This window comes from Prosthecobacter sp. (genome assembly GCF_044236155.1).
Classification (GTDB): domain Bacteria; phylum Verrucomicrobiota; class Verrucomicrobiia; order Verrucomicrobiales; family Verrucomicrobiaceae; genus Prosthecobacter.
This window is the reverse complement of record NZ_JBIIHA010000001.1, coordinates 309618-331247: the sequence shown is the minus strand read 5'-3', so window position 1 is coordinate 331247 and position 21630 is coordinate 309618. Positions and strand designations below refer to the sequence as shown.

Sequence of the window (21630 nt, the reverse complement as noted above, 5' to 3'; positions counted from 1 at the left end):
CTGAATTCCTCATTCGTCATTTCCCGTGAACTTCTCGTCCTTCTTCATCACTCGCCCCATCTTCGCGGGCGTGCTGTCGCTCCTCACGTTTATCCTCGGCGCGATCTCGTTGTTTCAACTGCCGATTTCCGAGTATCCGGAGGTCGTGCCGCCGACGGTAATTGTGACGGCGAACTATCCGGGTGCGAATCCGAAGACGATTGCCGAGACAGTGGCCTCGCCGCTTGAGCAGACGGTCAATGGACTCGAAAACATGCTCTACATGTCGTCGCAAAGCACGGCGAACGGCGTCATGATCCTCACCGTGACTTTCAAGATCGGCACGGACCTCGATCTGGCGCAGGTGCAGGTGCAAAACCGTGTCTCGCAGGTGCTACCGAAGCTGCCGGAGGAGGTGCGCCGCTTTGGGGTGACCACGGTGAAGTCGTCGCCGGACATGACGCTCGTGGTACATCTGCTTTCGCCGAATGACCGCTACGATGAGATCTACCTGCGCAACTACGCCACGCTGAATGTGAAGGACGAGCTCTCGCGGCTCTCCGGCGTCGGCCAGGTGCAGATCTTCGGCGGTGGCGAGTATGCGATGCGCATCTGGATCGATCCCGACAAGGCCGCCGCACGCGGTTTGACTGCCAGCGACATCGTGAATGCCATCCGGGAGCAGAACATCCAGGTCGCGGCGGGCACCATCGGCCAGCAGCCGACGAAGGATGTGGCCTTTGAGCTAACGGTGAATGCGAAAGGCCGCCTCATCACCGAAGAGGAGTTTGAGCAGATCATTGTCAAAACCGGCCCGTATGGCGAAAAACTGCGTCTGCGCGATGTGGCCCGTGCGGAGATGGGCAGCGGCGAATACGCGCTGCGCAGTTTGCTGAATAACAAAAAGGCCGTCGGCATGGGCGTGTTCCAGCTTCCGGGCTCGAATGCGCTGGCTGTCTCGCAGGCGGTGCGGGCTCGCATGGCCGAGTTGAAGCAAAAAATGCCCGAAGGCGTCGATTACGCCATCGCCTACGACCCGACGGTCTTCGTGGATAAATCCATCGACGCGGTCATTCACACGCTCATCGAAGCCATCCTTCTCGTCGTCATCGTGGTGGTCATTTTCCTGCAAACCTGGCGTGCGTCGATCATTCCGCTCGCGGCGGTGCCGGTGTCGCTTGTCGGCACGTTTGCGGTGATGCATGCGCTGGGCTTCTCGATCAACAATTTGAGCCTCTTCGGCCTCGTTTTGGCCATCGGTATCGTCGTGGATGATGCCATCGTCGTCGTCGAAAACGTCGAGCGAAACATCCGCAACGGCTTGAAGCCCGTCGAGGCCACGCGACAGGCCATGAAGGAGGTCACGGGGCCGATCATCGCCACCGCGCTGGTGCTTTGCGCGGTTTTCATCCCCACCGCCTTCATCAGCGGCCTCAGCGGACAGTTCTATAAACAGTTCGCGGTCACGATTGCCATCTCGACGGTCATCTCGGCGGTCAATTCGCTCACGCTTTCGCCTGCGCTGTCCGCTTTGCTTCTCAAAGGCCATCACGACAAAAAGGATCTGATTACGAAGGCGATGGATCTGCTGCTCGGATGGTTCTTCCGTCCGTTCAACCGCTTCTTCGAGTGGTCGTCGAATGTGTATGTCGGCATCGTGAAGCGCACGATCCGCCTCAGCATCATCGCTTTGATGATCTACGGCGGCCTCGTGTGGGCCACGATGAAGGGTTTCCAAATCGTTCCGGAAGGTTTCGTGCCCGCGCAGGACAAGGCCTACCTCATCGGCTTCGCACAGCTTCCAGAAGGTTCATCGCTCGACCGCACGGATGCGGTGATGCGCCGCATGTCCGAGATTGCGATGAAGCAACCCGGCGTGAAGGACGCCATCGCTTTCCCCGGCCTCAGCATCCACGGATTCAGTGCGAGCCCAAACAGCGGCATTGTTTTCGTGGGCCTGGATGACTTTGAAAAGCGCAAGACACCCGATCTCAACAGCGCCGCCATCGCCGGTGCTCTCAATGGGCAGTTCATGGGTATTCAGGATGCCTTTGTGCTCGTGCTGCCTCCGCCGCCAGTGAATGGCATCGGCACGGCCGGCGGTTTCAAGATGATGATCGAGGACCGCGGCAACCGTGGCTATTCCGAGCTCTACAAGACCACGCAGGGCTTGATTGGCGCGGCCATGGGCTCTGGGAAGTTTGGCATGACCTACACCGGTTACACGGTGAACGTGCCGCAGCTCGAAGCCGATGTGGATCGCGAGAAAGCCAAGTCGCAGGGCGTGCCGCTCGCGAACCTTTACGAGACGCTGCAAATCAACCTCGGCAGCCTTTACGTGAACGACTTCAACCGCTTTGGCCGCACCTATCAGGTTGTGGCGCAGGCCGAACAGAAGTTCCGAGATGACGTCAGCGACATCACGCGACTGAAAACTCGCAACATGGCCGGCGAGATGGTTCCCATCGGCTCGCTTGTGAAGGTGAATGAGAGCTTCGGCCCCGACCGTGTGTTTCATTACAACGGCTACCTCGCCGCCGACATCAGCGGCTCCGCCTTGCCGCCGCTGAGCTCTGGGCAGGGTGAGGATCTCATCGCCAGCATTGTCAAAGAGGCCATGCCGGGCGGATTCGAGTTCGAGTGGACCGATTTGACCTACCAGAAGATCATCGCTGGCAACACGGCCATCTACATCTACCCGCTGTGCATCCTGCTCGTCTTCATGGTGCTCGCCGCGCAGTATGAAAGCCTGCGTTTGCCGCTCGCCATCATCTTGATCGTGCCGCTGTGCTTGCTCTTCGCCCTCATCGGCGTGTTTTACATGGGCGGCGACAACAACATCTTCACGCAAATCGGCTTCATCGTGCTCATCGGCCTCGCCTGCAAAAACGCCATCCTCATCGTCGAGTTCGCGAAGGAGAACTACGACCATGGCAAAACCCCGCTCGAGTCGGCTCTCGAAGCTTGCCGCCTGCGTCTGCGCCCGATCTTGATGACCTCGATCGCCTTCATCGCCGGTGTGTATCCGCTCGTCGTCTCGACCGGTGCCGGTGCTGAAATGCGCCGTGCCATGGGCACCGCCGTCTTCAGCGGCATGATCGGCGTGACCTTCCTCGGCCTGTTCCTCACGCCGGTGTTTTACGTGCTCGTCATGCTCGGTCACAAGCGGAAGAAAGCCGCTGACGCCGCTGTTGAATCCACCAACGCCTCGCTCGCCACCTCGCACTGATTTTTTGTTATGCGCTCGCTTCTCCTTCTTGCTCTCACCACTTCGGCATTAGCCCAAGTCGGCCCGAATTATGAACGACCGGCCACTGCGGCCCCGCCGAAGTTCAAAGGCGTTACTTGGCGTGCGGCGACTCCTTCAGCGCATCTGCCGAAAGGCACATGGTGGACCGTGTTTCGCGATTCTCGGCTCAATTCGCTCGTCTCCGCCGCCACGGCGAACAACCAGCAACTCAAAGCCGCCATCGCCCGCTTTGATCAAGCTCGCGCCGCGGCCCGCATGGCGCGTGGGGATTTCTTCCCGACGGTCAGTCTGCCATTGTCCGCCGAGACGCAGCAGACCTCGGAGAACATGCCATCGCCGTTTCCGCTGAATGGTATGCGCTATGATGGTCCGGCCTACAATGCGCCGTTGGACTTCAGTTGGGAGCTGGATCTGTGGGGCAAGATCCGTCGTCAAAACGAAGGTGCTCGTGCCGATGCGGCGATGGCAGCGGATGCCGTTCACAACATCCTGCTCGGCATCCAGGCGGAGGTGGCCGTGAACTACTTTAAACTTCGCACGCTCGACAACGAGATGCGCATCGTGCGCGAGGCCGTGGGCTGGCGAAACGAGGCGCTCAAGATTGCCAAGGCACGCGTGCAAGCCGGTGCGGGCAGTGAATTGGAACAGGCACAGGCTGAAACGGAGGTGGCGACTGCGGAGGCGGAGATCTCTGCTTTGCAGGCGCAGCGTGATCAGCTCGAAAACGTGCTCGCCATCCTCATCGGCACCAGCGCCTCCGGTTTCAACGTCTCCGCAGGCAATGGCTTGCTCAGCTCACCTCCCAGCATCCCCACCGGCATGCCGAGCGATCTTTTGGAGCGCCGTCCAGACATCTCGCAGGCCGAGCGTGCGCTCGAAGCGGCCACCGCCCGCATCGGCGTGGCGAAGGCGCAGTTTTTCCCGAGCATCAAGCTGATGGGCCGCGGCGGCTTCCAAAGCGGTGATATCGACATCCTGTTCGAGCCCACTTCGCTCATGTGGAGCCTCGGGCCGAGCATCAGCGTGCCGCTTTTTTCCGGGAACAAGAACCGCTGGAACCTCACGAAGTCCAAGGCCGTGCATGACGAGGCGCTCGCGAACTACCGCCAGACCTTCCTCGGTGCTCTCGCCGATGTGGAGTCGAGTTTGTCCGCCATTCGCAACCTTGGCAGCCAGGCCGATGCGCAGGGAAGGGCACGCACCAGCGCCGAAAAGGCCGCCCAGCTTGCCAAAACGCGCTATGAAGCTGGCACCAGCCCTTATTTGGATGTGATCGAGGCCAATCGCACCACTTTGACCACGCAGCGGGCCACGGCGCAGATCGCCGGTCAGCGACTGATCGCCACCGTGGGCCTCATCAAGGCCATCGGCGGCGGTTGGGATCAAAGAATGCCCACTCCCCTGCCTGCGACAACGCCTGATCCGGAAGCAAAAAACCTCGATCAGGACAAGCCGGGCTTCTTCTCGAAGGTGAAGGGGTGGTTCAAGCGCGACTAAGCCGCGAGCTTCCGATACAGCTTCCCGATGGCCTCCTCGTTGCGACAGGCAATGGCGGCCTGTGCGAGAATGCTGGCGACATCGATGCGGGAGATTTTGAGGCCGCTCATGACTTGGTCCCATGAGGCGTTGCGCATCTTCGCGACCGTTTGGATACCGAGGAGCAAAGGCAAGGCGGTGGCGTAGCGGAGTTTGCCGTGGGTGACGTGCTGGACATAGCGTAGGCCAGATTCGAGATGCTCGGTGCAGGTTTGCAACCACTTGCGCCACTCGGTTTGAATCTCGTCAGGCTTGCAGGGCAGGTAGCTGCGGCCGTCGCGGGTGTCTTCACCGATGTCGCGGAGGATGTTGATGAGTTGCAGGCCTTTGCCCATGCGTGCGCCCCATTCCTGCATCTGGGCGACGCTGACGGCGGGATCGAGTGAGCTTGGAAGCTCGCTGGCGCAGAGCTGGGTCCAGAATTCGCCGACGCAACCGGCGACGAGCCAGGTGTAGTCATCGAGCTCTTCTGCGGAGGCGAGTGAGCGAAGCTGTCCGTCTGATGGGAAACGGCGGATGTCGAGCATCTGGCCGTCGATGATGTGCTCCAGCACGTTTTGAATCGCGGCGAGCGGCGTGGGCTGCATCGTGCGCAGCCAAGCGATGCCGTCGGCGAATTTCTCCATCAGTCGGCGCTCGGCGTCGTCTTCCTGCTTCGGGCAAAACTGCTCGCGCAGCGTGCTGGCGAGCGATTCGACGGCGGAATCGCCGCGAACGAGCGCACGGTAGCGTTCGAGACAGTCGAGGCGCACTTCGGCACTTACACTCGCAGTGTCAGCGATGGTGTCAGCGGTGCGGGCAAGGAGATAAGCGAGGGAAATGGGTTCACGCAGCTCTTTGGGCAACGCTTTTAGCGTGAGGTAGAACGAGCGCGACACGGCGGCCAGCAACTGGCCGCCGAGTTCGCGTTCGTGATGGGTTTCGTCGGACATCCGGGTGCTAGATGCTGGATGCTAGATGCTTGAGCAAGCAATCTCTGCTAGCATCAAGAATCCAACATCCAGTTTCTAGCAACCCGTGCACCACCTCTACGTCCACATCCCGTTCTGCCACCGCATCTGCCCGTATTGCAGCTTTCATAAGCACACGCCGGGCGGGACGGACATGACTGCGTTTGTAAATGCACTGCTGAAGGAGATGGAAAAGCAGCCGTTGAGGCCGAAAACGATCTTTTTCGGCGGCGGGACACCGACGATGCTGAGCGACACACACATGGAGCGGCTGCTGCGCGGCATGCGCGAGCGTGTGGATGTGTCGGATGTCGTCGAGTTCACGATGGAGGCGAACCCTCGCAATATCACGGCTTCAAAAGCGGCGATGATGCGCGATCTGGGCGTGACGCGGGTTTCTCTCGGCGTGCAGGCTTGGGATGAAGCCACGCTGAAGACGCTGGGGCGCGATCATTCGCCAACGGAGGCTGAGGAGACATGGGGCGTGCTGTGCGACGCGCAATTTCCGAGTTTGAACCTCGATCTGATGTTTTCGATCCCAGGCCAGAGCCTCGACGCGTGGCGAAACACGTTGGAATACACGCTGGCGTCGCGACCGGATCACATTTCCGCGTACAACCTGAACTACGAGGAGGACACGGACTTTTTCCGCCGGCTGAAAACGGGCGAGTTTCGCCTGGATGAGGATCGTGACGCGGATTACTTCAACCTGGCCATCGACATGATCGAGTCGGGCGGATTTGAGCATTACGAGATCTCAAACTATGCGCGGCCGGGTTATCGAAGCGTTCACAACGAGGCCTACTGGCTCGGTGAGGATTATCTGGGCATCGGGCCTGGCGCGTTTTCGACCGTGGACGGCAAGCGATGGCACAATGTGAAGGACACGCCGCGCTACATGGAGATGACGCTGGCGGGTGAGGACACAGCGACGGACATCGAGGAACTCACGCCGGAAAACCGCCGCACGGAGCGTTTCGGACTCGAGTTGCGCACCGCACGCGGCCTGCCGCTGGATTTGATCACCGCGGAGTCACGCAAGATGCTGGAAACGCTGCGTGAGCAGGGATTGCTGGATTTCGACGAGCAATTCGTGCGGCTGACACGTTCGGGAAAACCGCTCGTCGATCCGATCGCTGTGGCGCTGATGGGGTGATCAGCGCGGGATGGCTCCTGCCTTCAGAGCGGCGGTGGCTCCGAAGCCGATCATGCCGATGATGATCACAAGGTACAAGCACATCATGACGATGATCATGATGCCAAGGAACTTCCAAAAGCGGCGTTGCTCCGCCAGCGCGGCGTCCAGGTCGGCCACCGAGCGGGTTGCGCCGAGGGAGCCGATGCGGTTGGCGAAGGACCAGAGCTTCACCGCAGGGTAAATGTACATGAAAGCCAGGACGCCATACATGACGGCGATGAAGACCATTTCCATGCCGCCGAAGGGGCTGGCCGAGTTCTTCTGCGCCAGGCCAAATGCCATCATCGATCCGATGCCGATGGCGCCGAGGATCATGAAACCGATGCCGATCCAGAGCATCACCGAAATGAAGCGCACCCAGGGCTTCGTCCCGGCGAGCTGGGCGATTGTCCCCGGGGAGACGGCATCCGCGCCACCACCGCTGGCGGCTCCGTAAAGGTTGGCGGCAGGGCTGGAGTAGGGATTGGCGGGATTTTCCATGAGGCGGATGATTTGAGGGTGAGGCTGGCTGCCGGGAATTGTCCGGCTTTGCAGCAGGCTACGAAAAAAATTCGGTGGTTGTCAAAATCAAACGCCACCGCTTCATTCCACGCCAATGGCAGCGGCACGCGCGGACACCTTGCAACCAGTCGAACTCGCGGACGGCGTGGAGATTCAGCTCCGCGTCGCAGGGCCGGCGGTGAGAAGCATGGCCTACACGATCGACCTGCTGGTGCGGCTGGGGATTTACCTCGGCGTGTGGATCGCGGCGCTGTTTCTGGTGCTGCCGGGCATCGGCATGGAGCTGACGGGCGGCCTGATGCTGCTGTTCATGTTTTTCATGGAGTGGTTTTACAATGTGATCTTCGAGGCGGGCGCCAAGGGCGCGACACCGGGGCAACGCTCGATGAAACTACGCGTGATGAGCATGACCGGCGGGCCGGTGACGCTGGCGCAGGCCGTGATGAGGAATTTTTTGCGCGTGGTGGACTTCATGCCCGGCCTCTACCTCACCGGCATCGTGTGCATGCTCTTCACGAAGCGTTTTCAACGTCTCGGCGACCTCGTGGCGAACACCGTGGTGACGTATGCCGATCCCCCGCCCTCCCCGACGCCAGCGGTCGAGATCCGCGCCGAGCGCCGTGCACCGGCGCAGGTGCTCACACGCGAGGAGCAATCGGCGCTGCTGCAGTTCATCGAACGTGCACCCCTCTGGGCGGATGAGAGACGCCTGGAGCTCTCCACGCTGGCAGAGCCTCTGACTCACGCTCCAGGCACCGAGGGACTGCGCCGTCTCTGCGGCATGGCCCTTTGGCTCCAGGAACCAGAGGACAAACGCGGCACGCCGCCGCCGCTGAAAGGAGCACCGCTGTTTCGATCATGACTCCGGCCCAGTTTGAAAAACACATCGAGCGGCGCTGGCAGAAGCTGGAGCAACTGCTCACGGAAGTGGAGCACGCGAAGCCGCGTGAGGATGTGGTGGAGCTGCCCGCGACTTTCCGGCAGGTGTGCCATGATTTGAGCGTGGCGCAGCACCGCATGAGCCCCCAGCGGCTCACACAAAAGCTAAACGCGCTGGCCATCCGCGGCTACCGCGTGCTAGAGCGCCGCAGTTCCGGTGGCTGGGAGGCCTTTGTGCGGCTTTTCCTCGTGGAGTTCCCGCAGGCGGTGCGCGCAGAGTGGAAGCTGTTCTGGTGGTGCACGGCGTTGTTTTATCTTCCGGCGATTTTGATCGCCGCCATCACGCCCGCGCATCCCGAATGGGCCATGTCTTTGCTCGGACCGGAGGGCATGGTGCAGATCGAGAGCATGTATGGCGAGGCCAGCAAGCCCTCCGATTATGTGCGCGAGAGCTTCGGTTCCGGCTTCGCGGCGTTCTGCTTCTACATTTGGAATAATGTGAGCATCGATTTCAAAACCTTCGCCGGAGGCATCCTCGGCGGCGTGGGATCGCTGTTCGTGCTGCTGTTCAACTCGATCTACCTCGGCTCCGTGTTCGGCTACGTTCACTACTCCGGCAATCCACTGACGCTCTACACGTGGGTGATCGCGCATGGCGCGCCAGAGCTGACAGGCGTCGTGATTTCCGCGATGGCCGGCCTGCGCGTGGGCCTGACCGTGCTGCGGCCGGGAAGATTGGAGCGCAGAGCGGCGCTGGTGCTCGCGGGGCGGAAGGCGCTGCCGCTGCTCATCGGCGCGGCCATTTTGACAAGCCTCGCGGCGGTGCTGGAGGGATTCTGGTCGCCCTCAGACTGGCCGCCTGTCATCAAATTCACCGCAGGCGGCATCTGCTGGCTGCTGGTGGCCGTGTTTTTAATGTTCAGCGGAAGGAGACAGGCGGATGCGACTTGAGGACATGACGGTGACGCTGCGTCCGCGACAGCCATGGGAGGCTGTCGATCTCGGCTGCGCGATGGTGCGGCGTGATTTCGGCCGCATCATGGCGCTCTGGGCCAGCACGGTCTTCCCGCTGTGGATCGTGGTGTGCGTGCTCATGCGCTCCGTACCAGTGTGGATTCCGCTGGTGGTGTGGTGGCTGAAGCCGCTCTACGACCGCGTGCCCTTGTTCTTCCTGAGCCGCGCGGCCTTCGGCGTGCGGCCCGGCTTTGTCGAGACGTGGAAGGAGTGGCCGCGTCTCTGGTTCATGAATTTTCTGCCCGCGCTGCTGTGGCGGCGGCTGTCGTTCATCCGCAGTTTCGCGTTGCCAGCGCAGATGCTGGAGGGTTTACGTGGAGCGGCGGCCAATCGTCGCGTCAAAACACTCGCGATGGACGGTGGCGGCTCAGGCTTCTCGCTTTCGTATGCGTTTTCAAAGATCGAGTTCGTCGCCTGGATCGGACTCATGTGGGGGACCTATGGCCTGCTGCCAGAATCGGCCACACCAGACTGGGACGGCCTCATGAGCGCGTTCGATGTCGAGAACACCATCCCGGATGCTTTCCTCTGGTGGGGAGCCATTTGTCACATGGTGGTCGTCACGCTGGTCGAGCCGTTTTATGTCGGCGCTGGCTTCGGCCTGTATCTGAACTGCCGCACGCGCATCGAAGGCTGGGACGTGGAACTGGCCTTCCGCCGCATGGCTACGCGTCTGACATCCGCTGCGGCGGCCATCGCGGTTTCGCTGTTTCTTTTCGCGGGCATGCAGACGCCGCTGCATGCGGCCGAGGGCGATGATCCTGCGAAGGTCATTGAAAAAGTGAAGGAGAGTCCCGACTTCGAGGTTCACAAGGTGAACTCCAAACGTTGGGTTCCAGATTTCGAGTTTGAGCCCGACGAGAAGGAGAAACCGCGCCTCGACTTCCTCGACGCCATCGGCGAAATCCTCTTCTGGGTGCTGATCACGGGCCTGGTGGTGTGGCTGGTCATTTACCTCGTGAACAACCGACATTTGTTCATCTCACGCGGCGCGAGCAAGGCGCCCGTCAAAGCGCCGAAGGTGATCATGGGCATGAACATCACGCGTGAGAGCCTGCCGGACGACATCGTGGCCGCCGCCCGTGCCGCGTGGGCCGCAGGTGACTTTAAGGAGGCGCTGAGCCTGCTCTATCGCGGTTCGTTGTCCTGGCTGGTGACGCGTCGCCAGGTGCCGATCACGGACAGCGACACGGAGGAGGACTGTGTCGTCCAGGTGCTGCGCTCTGGCGAAAAGGCCGAGGCGGATTACTTCAAGCAGCTCACCGGAGCCTGGGTGCAAGTGGCCTATGCCGTGCTGCCGGTGTCCGAGGCTGAAATGAACGCGTTGTGCGACCGGTGGCCGTTTGTGGAGAAAGGAGGCGCGGCATGAAGCTCTTTTTCCGCGGTTTGAACACGCTGGCCGCCACCATGCTTCTTTGTGGCTGCAGCGGGCACTGGGAGGACTACGAGAAGATCCTCGGCTATCGCGGCAAGGCGCGTGTGAATCCCTTCCTCGCTGCCGAACGCCTGCTCGACGAGCTGGGACATGACGCGCACGGCACAAAGACTCTCGCCAAGCTGCCCGCGAACGACGCAGTGATCCTCGTCTCTGGCGAAAGCGGCCTGCCGGAGGGCCGTGCAAAACAACTGCTCAACTGGACCTTCAACGGCGGCCATCTCATCTACTGCCTCGGCGGCACGCGGCCATACAACGACTTTGAATCGCAGTTCGGCTCATTCATCGCCTCCTTGTTGCTTGAGGAGGAAAAAGACCCGGTCTTGGAGCGGCTGGGCATCGGCGTGCAACGGCGTCTGCCTGAAGACGAGATCAGCGCACTGACCAGCGGCCTGTTTGCCCCGGAAAAAACGTCCAAGAAGGACGAAAAGAAAGACTCCGCGCCAGCGAACAAGGACGACGCGAAGAAAAAGAAGCAGAGCAAAGAAGAGAAGGAGGAGGAACTCGCCAAACGCCTCGAATCCGTCCTCGAAGTGGAATGGAACGGCCAAAAGTACTCGCTCAGCCTCGGCGGCCACCAGCATCTGATCCTCAAACGCAAGCTGCGCACTGGCGAGTTTTCCGCCGGATCCAAAAACGAGTCGCTTGCGCTACATTTGAAGCACGGCATGGGCAGCGTCACGGTGCTGGCGCATGCACGCCCTTTCCGCAACCGCTGGATCGGCGAGCGCGATCATGCGCGCTGGCTCGCCGCGCTTGTGGGGGAAGGTGGAACCAAAGAAGTGCTCTTCGTGGCCGCCACCTCAGGCAGTTTCCTCGGACTTCTCTGGCAGCATGGCTGGATGGCGGTCATCGCGCTGGCCCTGTGCCTTGTCTTCTGGCTGTGGCAGCAGATGCCGCGCTTCGGACCGCTGGCGGAGGCGGAACTCGACTCCACACGTCACTTCGCCAGCCACATCGGCGCGCTGGGAGAATTCTTCTGGCGCATGCGGCGCGGTGCGTTGCTCGTGAATGCGGCGCGTGATGCCGTGTGGGAGCGCGTGCGCGAACGCCACCGCTCGCTCGATGACGGCAGCCGCCAAATGAACGACGTGCTCGCGGAGGAAATCGCCCGCCGCACCGGCCTGCCAGTCAAACGTGTCACCGCAGCCTTCGACGTGCCCCCGCCTGACACCGGCCACAATTTCGTGGCCCTCATGCGCGATCTTCAGGCCATCCGGCGCGCACTTTAAACTCATCACCCATCACACCCATGAACCCGATCCCCACCGAACCATCCGCCGTGTATGCGCCGCCGCCCACCGGCTACTCACCGCCCGTCGTGCCGAAAAGCACCGCCATCTTCCAGCAAATCCGCGCCGCGGTGGGTCAGGTCTTCGTGGGACAGGAAGAGGTGCTTTCGCAAGTGCTCGCTGCATTACTCGCCGGAGGCCATGTGCTGCTGGAGGGAAAGCCGGGCCTGGGCAAGACGCATCTCGTGCTGGCCCTGGCCCACACTTTCGGTGGCAGTTTCCGGCGCATCCAGTTCACACCGGACTTGATGCCTTCAGACGTCTGCGGCCACACGCTGTTTGACATGCAAAGCGGCACCTTCCGCGTGCGTCGAGGCCCGGTCTTCGCCAATTTGCTGCTGGCAGATGAAATCAACCGCGCACCGGCCAAGACGCAGTCCGCGTTGCTCGAAGTGATGCAGGAGGCCCAGGTGACCATCGACGGCGAGAGCCACACACTCGCGCCGCCCTTCATGACCTTCGCCACGCAGAACCCCATCGAGCAGGAGGGCACCTATCCGCTCCCGGAGGCACAACTCGACCGTTTCCTGCTGAAGGTACTCATCGATTATCCGGACGCGCTGAACGAAACGTGGGTGGTGAAGGCCGTTTCCTCCCGCGCATCCGGTGGCGGGCTCTCCACGTCGAGTGTTCAGCAGGTGTGCGGGCCGGAGGACATCATCGCGGCTCAAGAAGAAGCTGCGGCGGTGCAGGCGGTCGAACAAGTCGTCGATTACGCGGTGAACATCGTGCGTGCCACACGCCAGCACAGCGCCATCTCCCTCGGGGCCGGCACACGCGGCGCGATCAGCCTCGTGCGCACGGCGAAAGCCTACGCACTGCTCGAAGGACGCATGTACATCACGCCGGCAGATGTGAAGCGTGCCGTGCTGCCCGTGCTGCGCCACCGGGTGCAGCTCGCGCCCGAGATCGCCATCAGCGGACAAGGCGTGGATGACATGCTACTGTCGCTCTTGAAGACCGTGGAGGCTCCGAGGGTGTGACAATGACGAAACCAGAATGAGGAATGACGAATGAAATCCGAATGCCGAATCTCATGATGCGATCTGCCGCCAGCTTCGTCATTCGCCATTCTAGTTTCGTCATTCCAGCACCGCTGGCCTCCTGATTCCTTTTTTCACCACCCACATGCGCCCCACTGCCCTGCTGCTCAAACTGCTCGTCGCCTGGCTCGTCCTGGCGGTGGCAGCCTGCGTGTGGGAAAAGTTTGCCGCTCTGTGGCAGATCACGGGCGGCGCTCTCCTGCTGGTGATGCTACTCGACGCGCTCAGCCTACCGCGTCGCGGCCGCGTGACCGGCACGCGCTCCGTGCTAGGCCGTTTTGCACTCGGAGTCACCTCGCGGGTCACGCTGAGCGTCACGCACGGTACGCGGCGCACGCTGGCGATCGAGGTGTTTGACGGCATTCCAACCGCTGCGGAGGCCGAGGGCTTGCCGCACCAGGTGCACGTGCCTGCGGGCGAGCATGCGGCGATCACTTATCAGGCGCGTTTTGTGCGCCGTGGCCAGCATGCTTTCACACCCGCTCATGTGCTGGCAAGTTCGCTGCTCGGACTGTGGCGAAACCTGCATTTCGTGGCCGGGGAGAGCCAAACACGCGCCTATCCGAACTACGAGCCCGTTGTGCGCTTCGCGATGCTAGCGATGGCGAACCGCGTGGAGACCATGGGCATCATCAAACGCCGCCGCATGGGTGCATCGCTCGATTTCCATCAACTGCGTGACTACCAGGATGGGGATGTACTCTCCCGCATCGACTGGAAGGCCACCTCACGCCGCTCCACGCTCGTGAGCCGTGATTTCGAAGAGACGCGCAATCAAACCATCCTGCTCGTGCCGGACTGTGGCCGCCGCATGCGTGCCCTCGACGGCGGGCTCAGTCAATTCGACCACTGCTTGAACGCGATGCTGCTCATCGCATTCATCGCATTACGCCAAGGCGATGAAGTAGGTGTGGTGGGCTTCGGTGGTGTGCAGCGCTGGCTGCCGCCGGTCAAAGGCGCGCACAGCATGCCGAAGATTCTGAACCATCTCTACAACTACGAGACCAGCGCCGAGCCGAGCGATTTCATCGAGGCCGCTGAACGCGTGATGACGCTGCAACGTCGCCGTGCTCTCGTCATCATGCTCACCAACCTGCGCAGCGAGGATGGCGCGACCCTGGCCGCCGCAGCCAGCGCCATGCAGCGCCGCCATCTCGTGCTCGCGGCCACATTACGCGAACAGGAGCTGGAAAACCGCGCCGAGGCACCCATCGACCATCTGCACGACGCGCTGCAATACGGTGCGCTGACGCATTACTTCGGCGAGCGCCGCCAGTTGCTGGAATCCCTGCGCGCACGCCGCGTACTCACGGTCGATGAATCCGCGCAGATGCTCCCGGTGGCGCTGGCGAACAAGTATCTCGACGTGAAAGCAGGCGGGCTGCTGTGAGACTGTGGCGCTGAACGCCACTTGTGGCGTCATTTGCGACGATGCAGGCACAGTGAAGGGTGCTGTTCCCCATGCCCTTGTCCTCTCATTTGCTGTTTCCATCGTATCCAAAGGAAGATCAGTTGCGACACCAGCATGAGATCGAAGTGGCCGTCCAACGTGTCGTGAGAAGCGGCCACTACATCCTGGGCGACGAAGTGGGCGCGTTTGAGGCCGAGTTTGCCGATTATTTGGGCGTGCGGCATGTCATCGCGCTGGCCAGTGGCACTGATGCCATTGAGGTGATGCTGCGTGCGCATGACATCGGCCCCGGTGACAAGGTGGTGGTGCCTTGCTTCGCACCATCGGCTGTTGCAGCCGGAATCCATCGCAGCGGCGCGGCACTGCTCCTAGCGGATGTGGAGGCTGACATGTTCACCATCTGCCCCGAGGCGCTGGAGAGCGTGTTGAGCACTTCAGAAGGCCATGGAGTTAAGGCGGTGCTGGCGGTGCATCTTTACGGGCAACCCGTGGCATGGGAGCGCCTGCAAAAAATAGCGGCAGATCACGGCGTGCTGCTGCTGGAGGACTGTGCGCAATCCCACGGGGCGCTCTGGCGGGACCGGCCGACTGGCACGCTAGGCCGGGCGGCGGCCTTCAGTTTTTATCCGACCAAGAATCTCGCCGCATTGGGTGACGCTGGAGCAGTGGCGACCAATGATGATGAACTGGCCGGACGCCTGCGCCTGATTCGGCAATATGGATGGCGGGAACGTTATCTGAGCGATCAGGAGGGTGTGAACAGCCGGATGGATGAGATGCAGGCAGCGGTGTTGCGTGTGAAACTGCCCGCGCTGGACGAGAACGTCAGCCACCGGCGCCAGATCGCCACGCACTACGTCGTGCGGCTGGGTTCCTGCCACGCGCTGCGGATGCCGGTGACGCGGATGCACTGCGAGCATGCCTTCCATCAGTTTGTCGTGCGTTCCTCGCGCCGCGAGGCTCTGCTGCAGCATCTTCATTCGCGCAAGATTCCAGCGGCAGTACATTACCCTGCGGCGCTGCACCAACAGGCGGCTTTCCGCTGCGATCATGCATTTCCTGTGAGTGAAAAGCTGGCGGCGGAGGTGTTGAGCCTGCCGCTGCATCCGTGGCTGAAGGCCGAGGCCATTTCCACGGTGTGCGAGGCCTTGGAGGAGTTTGATCATGGATGACCGGGAACATGACCTGCTGCGACAGGTGGAGGACCGGCACTGGTGGCACCGTGTTCTGCGCCGTCAGGTGTTGCGAGCCCTGTGCGGGCTGCCGTCCGGCTCACGCGTGCTGGATGCTGGCTGTGGCACGGGCGGAATGCTTTGTCACTTGGCGCACTTTGACGCGCAGGGCGTCGATCTCTCGCCGCATGCTGTGAAACTCTGCCACGAGCGCGGATTGCGGGCTGTGTCGCATGCCTCAGTGCATGACCTCCCCTTCCCTGACGGCGTGTTCGACGCCGTACTGAGCCTTGATGTGCTTTATCATGCCGCTGTGGATGAAAGTCTCGCCCTGGAGGAAATGCGACGCGTTCTGAAGCCGGGCGGCCTGCTGCTGCTGAACCTGCCAGCCTTCGATTGTCTGCGAGGAGCACACGATCAGGCGATCTGTGGCGTAAGGCGCTACAAACCATGTCACGTGCGCCCTTTACTCGAATCTCATAGCCTTCACATCGAGATGATTCATCCCTGGAATGCCTGGCTCTTTCTGCCGCTGCTGTTGTGGCGCCATTGGAGCCGCGTGATGCCAGCAAAGAATCAACCCGGCAGCAGTTCCGACCTGCGGATGAATCTGGGCCGCTTGAACGACCTGCTGTTTCGAGCGGGTGCCATTGATGCGTGGTTCTGCCGCCAATTCGCGCTGCCGTTTGGCACTTCCATCTTCGCCGTCGCTCGCCGAATTCAACCAGGCGGCTTATCACGAGCATGAGCTCCCCCGTCCACAGTTTCGTCGTGCCACTGCACAACACCGGCGGCTGCCTTCCAGCACTGCTGGAGGCGTTCCGGAAAGAAAGGTTCGAGGATTCCTGGGAACTCGTGCTCGTGGATGACGGCAGCGCGGACGGCACCTTCACGCGCGCCAAGGAGTTAACCGCCACCTTCCCAGCACCGGTGACACTGGTGGAATTGTCGCGCAATTTTGGTGAGCACGCGGCTGTGCTCGAAGCCTGGCGGCATGCACGCGGCCAGTTCATCGTGAATCTTGATGATGATCTGCAGAATCCCGTCGCCGAGGCGGTGCGGCTGCTGCGACATCTGCGGGAATCTGGAGCTGAGGTGGTGTATTCGCAGTACGCAGACAAAAAACACCACTAGCTGCGCAACCTGGGCAGCCGTCTGACAAATCGCTGCGCCACCCTTCTTCTCGGCAAGCCTCGAAGTCTTTACCTCTCCAGTTTTCGTGCCGTGCACCGGGAACTGGCTCAGCGGATCATCAGCCACCGCAGCCCATATCCACACATCGACGGGCTGATCCTCGGCGCGACAAACCGAATCGCCACGCTGACAGTGGAGCACGCGGAGCGGCACGACGGCAAAAGCAGCTACACACCGCGCAAACTGGCGCGGCTGGCGCTGAGCCTGCTGTTTGATTTCAGCATCATGCCGCTGCGGATCACCAGCCTTCTCGGCCTGGTGCTCTGCGCCTTCGGGGTGGTCATTCTGGCGGAGGTTCTGGCAGAGATGCTCATTTTCGGAACACGGCAGGCGGGCTGGGGATCGCTGATGGGAGCGCTGGCAGTCTTTTCCGGAGCCCAGTTGCTCATGCTTGGAATCATGGGTGAGTATCTTGGCCGGGCTTTCATGACGGTTTCCGGCAAACCGCAAAGCTATGTGCGCCGAGTCATCAACCAACTTCCAGGAGCCGCATGATTCGTGAAGCCATCATCGAAACCTGTTCCGTGCGCGGCGTGCGTCTGCATGAGTTGCGTCATGTGCAGGATCACGACCGCGGCCACCTCGCTGTGGTGGATTTCGCGCAAGAACTACCGTTTCAGCCCCAGCGTTGCTTTTTCACCTACGCCATCCCAGATGACCAAACCCGTGGGGAGCATGCGCACCGCCTTTGCGGCCAGTTTCTCATCTGCACCCACGGAGAATGCCATCTGCGTGTGGATGACGGAGAAAATCGCGAGGAGTTCTGCCTGAACCGCCCGACGTTCGGTGTTCTCGTGCCGCCCATGATCTGGGCCACAACGCATCTGCACTCCCAAGATTCAGTGCTGATGGTGCTGGCCTCGCAGGCTTATGAACCGCAGGACTACATCCGTGACTACCAGGACTTCCTGCGCGAGGTGAAACGTGTTAATGAAAGGCTATGAAAGCAGTTTCATTGATATCCCCGCTCACTGAGGAGTCGAGCAAGGCTGTGGAGGACTTCCCCTCCAAGATCACCCGCTGGATGCGGGCGCGGCCGATGTGGGTGAGTTTGTTGCTTCCCGTGTTGCTGACCCTGCTCATGGGCTGGCTGGATGACATCACCGGCTGGGAGGTAAGTCTGTTCATCTTTTATGCCTTCCCGATCATCCTGGCGGTGTGGTGGTCGGGCGCAACAGCCGGTCTGATCATCTCGGCTTTGGCCGGCGTTGCCTGGTGGCTGGCCAATGAAACTGATCATCCCTACGAGACACAGCTCGGCTATGCATGGGCGCTGATGAACCGCGAATTCTATTTCTGCGTCGTCGTTTTCGCGGTCATGGCCGTGCGAAACCGGCAGGAGGCCGACGAGGCGCACATCCGCATGCTGGAAGAGCGCCGGCAGCTCGAACATGACATCGTGAGCGTCAGCGAGCACGAGCAGCAACGCATCGGCCAGGACTTGCATGACGGACTTTGCCAGCACCTCGCGGCCATCGGCTGCGCAGCACGTGTGCTGACAGAGGACCTGCAGGCAAAGAATGTCACCGAGGCGCGGGACGCGGCCATGATCGAAGATTCCATCCAGCAGGCGGTGCTGGAGGCACGAAACCTCGCACGGGGCATTTTTCCTGTGCATGTGGATCGCAGCGGACTCGCAGCAGCCTTGTCAGATCTCGCACGAATGACTGGCAGGCTCACCGGTGTCACCATCGAAGTCACGGAAGGCGTCGAATCTCATCTCGCAGACCCGGAGGCATCCATGCACCTCTATCGCATCGCCCAGGAGGCGGTGGCAAACGCCGTGCGTCATGGCAAAGCCACGCGCATCGCCATCAGCCTGGATCTCGCCGATGACATGCTCATCCTCAAGATCGATGACAACGGCTCCGGCATGACCCGTCACAAGGCCGGCAAAGCCGATGGCATGGGACTGCGAACCATGCGCTACAGGGCGCAGGCACTCGGCGCGCTGCTCGATTTCCAAGACGCTCCGGAGGGGGGCACACGTGTCCTTTGTCGTCTTCCTGTCCAACATTCAGCCTGAGCAGACCATGCCAAACAACGAAACCAAATCCGCGAACCGCTGCAAAGTCCTGCTCGTCGAGGATCATCCCATGTTCAGAGACCACCTCGTCCAGTTGATCAACCGCGACCTCGGCATGTCCGTATGCGGCGAGGCTGACAACATCCGCGACGCCATGCGGCTGGTGCATGAGACCAAGCCCGACATCGCCATCGTGGACATCACGCTGAGAGGCTCAAGCGGCCTCGAGCTCCTCAAAGACCTCAAGGCCCAGGACCTGGCGGTCAACGTGCTCGTGCTTTCCATGCATGACGAGGAGTTGTATGCCGAGCGTGCCCTGCGAGCCGGGGCAAAAGGCTACATCACCAAAAATGAGGCCTCCACGGAAGTGCTGAAAGCCATCCGCTGCGTGATGAAGGGTGAGGTTTACGCCAGCAAGCAGATGACGGCCAAACTTCTTGACCGTCTGACTCAAAGGCGCACCCCGCCTGAACTGGAAGGCCTGGAAACGCTGGCGGACCGCGAGCTGGAGGTCTTCCAGATGCTTGGCCGAGGCAGGAGCACACGAGAGATCGCCCAGACCCTCGGGCTCGGCGAATCCACAGTCGAGACCTACCGTGCCCGCATCAAGGAGAAGCTGCACCTGCGCAGCGCGGCGGAGCTTTATCTGCGCGCCGGCCAGTGGGTGCGAGATCACGGCTCCTGAGGCAAAGGGCAGCGTGTGGCGGTGGTCGCGACACTTTGTGTCCTTTGCCTGAAGACGCCGTTTCGGTGCAAAATGAGGTAAATCCATCAAAACCTCATGTCCAAGCGCACCAGCCGTTCATCCAAGAAACAACGCCAGCAGAAGACTGTCGTCACCTTGTCTGCTGTTGATGCCATCACATCCGCGCCGCCGTGTGATTCGGCAGCGACTCAGCCCCCTCCGCAAGAGAAGCGAATGCCCCATGTGCTTGTCGCCATAGCGCTCATGGCGTTGTGCGCGTCCTTGTATGTGTGGACGGCCGATTTCCCGATGGTCTTCGACGACCACACGTACCTGAAGGACAACGCACTCTTCAGAGACAGCACAAGCTTCAGCTACCCGACCCGCTTCACGGAATTCGTGCGACTCCCCTTGCTCGCCAATTCAGATCCGGACCTCTCCGTGAATTTTGTGCTGCGTCCTGTTGCCTACGCCACGTTTCATCTCAACTACCTGCTGGATCAATTCAACCCGCGCTGGTTCCGGGCAGTGAACATCCTGGTCCATGCGCTCAATTCACTCCTCATCTATGCGCTGCTGCGTGTGCTGCTGAAGAAGCGTGAGCCCGGACCTCGCTCCGCCCTGTTCATCCCTGCAGCGGCCGCCTTTTTGTTTGCGGCGCATCCCCTGGCCACCGAATCCGTCACCTACATCATCCAGCGCTTCACCTCGCTGAGCACGCTGTTTTTCCTGCTGACCCTCTGGTGTTATTTCAACTCCCTGGAGGCGACTTCAAGAAGAGGTGCCCCGCTTTGGACTGCTGCCTCGGTGCTCGCCGTGCTGGCCGGCATGCTGAGCAAGGAATGCACCTTCACAGCTCCGCTCATGTCTGTGCTTCTCGACTATCTCGTGCTCGGCACGCCCATGCTCGCCGCAGCCAGACGGGCGTGGCCGCTGCTAGTGTGCCTGCCTCTCATTCCCATCCAGGTCCTGATGGCCTCGGCAGCCCTGCATGGTGACTCCTTCAGCCTCGCAAATGCCTTCCACATCGTGAACTCACGCGATGCTCCTCTGAGCCACTGGCACTACCTGGTCACCCAAGTGACCGTCCTCGCCACCTACCTGCGCCGCATCTTCTGGCCCTCCGGCCTGAACATCGATCCCGAGTGGCCGCTGCATCGTTCCTTGTTCGAACAGTCCGTGATCCTTTGCGGACTCGTGCTTCTCTCCCTGCTCGCAGGTTCCTGGCTGTGGTGGCGCAGGCAGCGCGACGACAGTCGCTCGCGCTTGATGTTCGTGTTCGTGCTGTGGTTTTTCATCACGGTATCGACCTCCTCCGGCCTCGTGCCGCTGCCGGACCTCATGGCCGACCATCGTTCCTACCTGCCATCCATCGGCATTTTCGTGCTCATCGCATGCCTGCTCGATTGGGTTCGAAAAAGTTCATGGCGTCACGCGCAAATCCTGGCGTCCGGTCTTCTCACAGTCTGGGTGGCCGCGCTCGCATGGTCCACCTGCCTGCGCAACGAAGTGTGGCGCACCCGCGAAAGCCTCTGGGAGGATACCGTGGCGAAAAGTCCCAACAAATACCGCACTTGGGGCAATCTGGGCGCGGCCTACTCGGAGGGCGGCAAAGAGGAAAAGGCTGTCGAATGCTACAAGGCCGCGCTCAAGATCGAGCCTCGTTTCCAAAACGGTCTGCTGAATCTCTCCAACTCTCTGCTGCGGCTCAACAGGCCCAAGGAGTCCTTGGAGAACACGGTCAAAATGATTCAAATGGACAACACTGCAGGCAGCAAGCCCCCGGTTGCATTCACTCTGGGGCTAGGACTCGCCAGCGTGGGGCGCTATGATGAAGCAGTCTCTGTTTTCCGCGGCATCCTCGCTGTCATGCCTCACGATCTGCAGGCCCGGAAGGCCCTGGGCCTCGTGTATTACCAAGCAGGGCTGCCGCACCGTGCACTGGACCACTACCATGAGGCTGCGGCCATCCACCCCCACGACGAGCATCTGCAAATGCTCATCAAAGCCGCAGAAAATGCCCAGGTACAAAAAGGCGGAAGGTTCTGAAGTCCGCCGCACCGTT

The 21630-nt window shown here is 61.1% G+C and carries 19 protein-coding genes; 17 read left to right on the top strand and 2 right to left on the bottom strand.

What is annotated here, in order from left to right:
- The first annotated feature begins 25 nt into the window (after positions 1-25).
- The gene (locus ACILSE_RS01335) at positions 26-3208 is read left to right on the top strand and encodes an efflux RND transporter permease subunit (protein ID WP_395715537.1); all 3183 of its coding nucleotides are present in this window, start codon (positions 26-28) and stop codon (positions 3206-3208) included.
- Between the two features lie 9 nt (positions 3209-3217).
- Positions 3218-4726: an efflux transporter outer membrane subunit gene (locus ACILSE_RS01330; RefSeq protein WP_395715536.1), complete on the top strand. Its 1509-nt coding sequence runs from the start codon at positions 3218-3220 to the stop codon at positions 4724-4726.
- On the opposite strand, the gene ACILSE_RS01325 is transcribed toward ACILSE_RS01330, so the two are convergent.
- The gene (locus ACILSE_RS01325; protein ID WP_395715535.1) at positions 4723-5697 is read right to left on the bottom strand and encodes a phytoene/squalene synthase family protein; all 975 of its coding nucleotides are present in this window, start codon (positions 5695-5697) and stop codon (positions 4723-4725) included. The genes ACILSE_RS01330 and ACILSE_RS01325 overlap by 4 nt on opposite strands.
- An 85-nt stretch (positions 5698-5782) precedes the next feature.
- On the opposite strand from ACILSE_RS01325, the gene hemW reads away from it, so the two are divergent.
- Complete coding sequence (gene hemW, locus ACILSE_RS01320; protein WP_395715534.1) at positions 5783-6871, top strand: radical SAM family heme chaperone HemW; 1089 nt, start codon at positions 5783-5785, stop codon at positions 6869-6871.
- Here the strand turns inward: hemW and ACILSE_RS01315 are convergent, their stop codons facing one another.
- A complete protein-coding gene (locus ACILSE_RS01315; protein ID WP_395715533.1) occupies positions 6872-7393 on the bottom strand; it encodes a hypothetical protein in 522 nt (173 codons plus the stop codon).
- Between the two features lie 115 nt (positions 7394-7508).
- Between ACILSE_RS01315 and ACILSE_RS01310 the strand changes: the two genes are divergently transcribed.
- From ACILSE_RS01310 to ACILSE_RS01245, 14 genes are all read left to right on the top strand, one after another.
- A complete protein-coding gene (locus ACILSE_RS01310; protein WP_395715532.1) occupies positions 7509-8276 on the top strand; it encodes an RDD family protein in 768 nt (255 codons plus the stop codon).
- Entirely contained in the window at positions 8273-9244 is a 972-nt protein-coding gene (locus tag ACILSE_RS01305) for a stage II sporulation protein M (protein ID WP_395715531.1), read from the top strand. Before ACILSE_RS01310 ends, ACILSE_RS01305 begins: the two co-directional genes overlap by 4 nt.
- 4 nt (positions 9245-9248) lie before the next feature.
- Positions 9249-10676, top strand: coding sequence for a DUF4129 domain-containing protein (locus ACILSE_RS01300; protein ID WP_395715530.1), 1428 nt, complete (start codon positions 9249-9251; stop codon positions 10674-10676).
- Complete coding sequence (locus ACILSE_RS01295) at positions 10673-11974, top strand: DUF4350 domain-containing protein (protein WP_395715529.1); 1302 nt, start codon at positions 10673-10675, stop codon at positions 11972-11974. The genes ACILSE_RS01300 and ACILSE_RS01295 overlap by 4 nt, the downstream gene beginning before the upstream one ends.
- Before the next feature lie 20 nt (positions 11975-11994).
- On the top strand, positions 11995-13017 hold the full coding sequence (locus tag ACILSE_RS01290; protein WP_395715528.1) for an AAA family ATPase: 1023 nt from the start codon (positions 11995-11997) through the stop codon (positions 13015-13017).
- Positions 13018-13162: 145 nt separating this feature from the next.
- Positions 13163-14467 (top strand): DUF58 domain-containing protein, encoded by a 1305-nt coding sequence (locus tag ACILSE_RS01285; RefSeq protein ID WP_395715527.1) that lies wholly within the window; start codon positions 13163-13165, stop codon positions 14465-14467.
- A gap of 71 nt (positions 14468-14538) precedes the next feature.
- Positions 14539-15660 (top strand): DegT/DnrJ/EryC1/StrS family aminotransferase, encoded by a 1122-nt coding sequence (locus tag ACILSE_RS01280; protein WP_395715526.1) that lies wholly within the window; start codon positions 14539-14541, stop codon positions 15658-15660.
- The gene (locus ACILSE_RS01275; RefSeq protein WP_395715525.1) at positions 15653-16408 is read left to right on the top strand and encodes a class I SAM-dependent methyltransferase; all 756 of its coding nucleotides are present in this window, start codon (positions 15653-15655) and stop codon (positions 16406-16408) included. The genes ACILSE_RS01280 and ACILSE_RS01275 overlap by 8 nt, the downstream gene beginning before the upstream one ends.
- Positions 16405-16794 (top strand): glycosyltransferase, encoded by a 390-nt coding sequence (locus tag ACILSE_RS01270; protein WP_395715524.1) that lies wholly within the window; start codon positions 16405-16407, stop codon positions 16792-16794. Before ACILSE_RS01275 ends, ACILSE_RS01270 begins: the two co-directional genes overlap by 4 nt.
- Before the next feature lie 90 nt (positions 16795-16884).
- Positions 16885-17349, top strand: coding sequence for a hypothetical protein (locus tag ACILSE_RS01265; RefSeq protein ID WP_395715523.1), 465 nt, complete (start codon positions 16885-16887; stop codon positions 17347-17349).
- Entirely contained in the window at positions 17346-17798 is a 453-nt protein-coding gene (locus ACILSE_RS01260) for a sugar 3,4-ketoisomerase (protein ID WP_395715522.1), read from the top strand. Before ACILSE_RS01265 ends, ACILSE_RS01260 begins: the two co-directional genes overlap by 4 nt.
- Positions 17795-18880, top strand: a complete 1086-nt coding sequence (locus ACILSE_RS01255) for a sensor histidine kinase (RefSeq protein WP_395715521.1) — start codon at positions 17795-17797, stop codon at positions 18878-18880. Before ACILSE_RS01260 ends, ACILSE_RS01255 begins: the two co-directional genes overlap by 4 nt.
- 7 nt (positions 18881-18887) lie before the next feature.
- Positions 18888-19565 (top strand): response regulator, encoded by a 678-nt coding sequence (locus tag ACILSE_RS01250; protein ID WP_395715520.1) that lies wholly within the window; start codon positions 18888-18890, stop codon positions 19563-19565.
- A gap of 96 nt (positions 19566-19661) precedes the next feature.
- Entirely contained in the window at positions 19662-21614 is a 1953-nt protein-coding gene (locus tag ACILSE_RS01245; RefSeq protein WP_395715519.1) for a tetratricopeptide repeat protein, read from the top strand.
- The last annotated feature ends 16 nt before the right edge of the window (positions 21615-21630 follow it).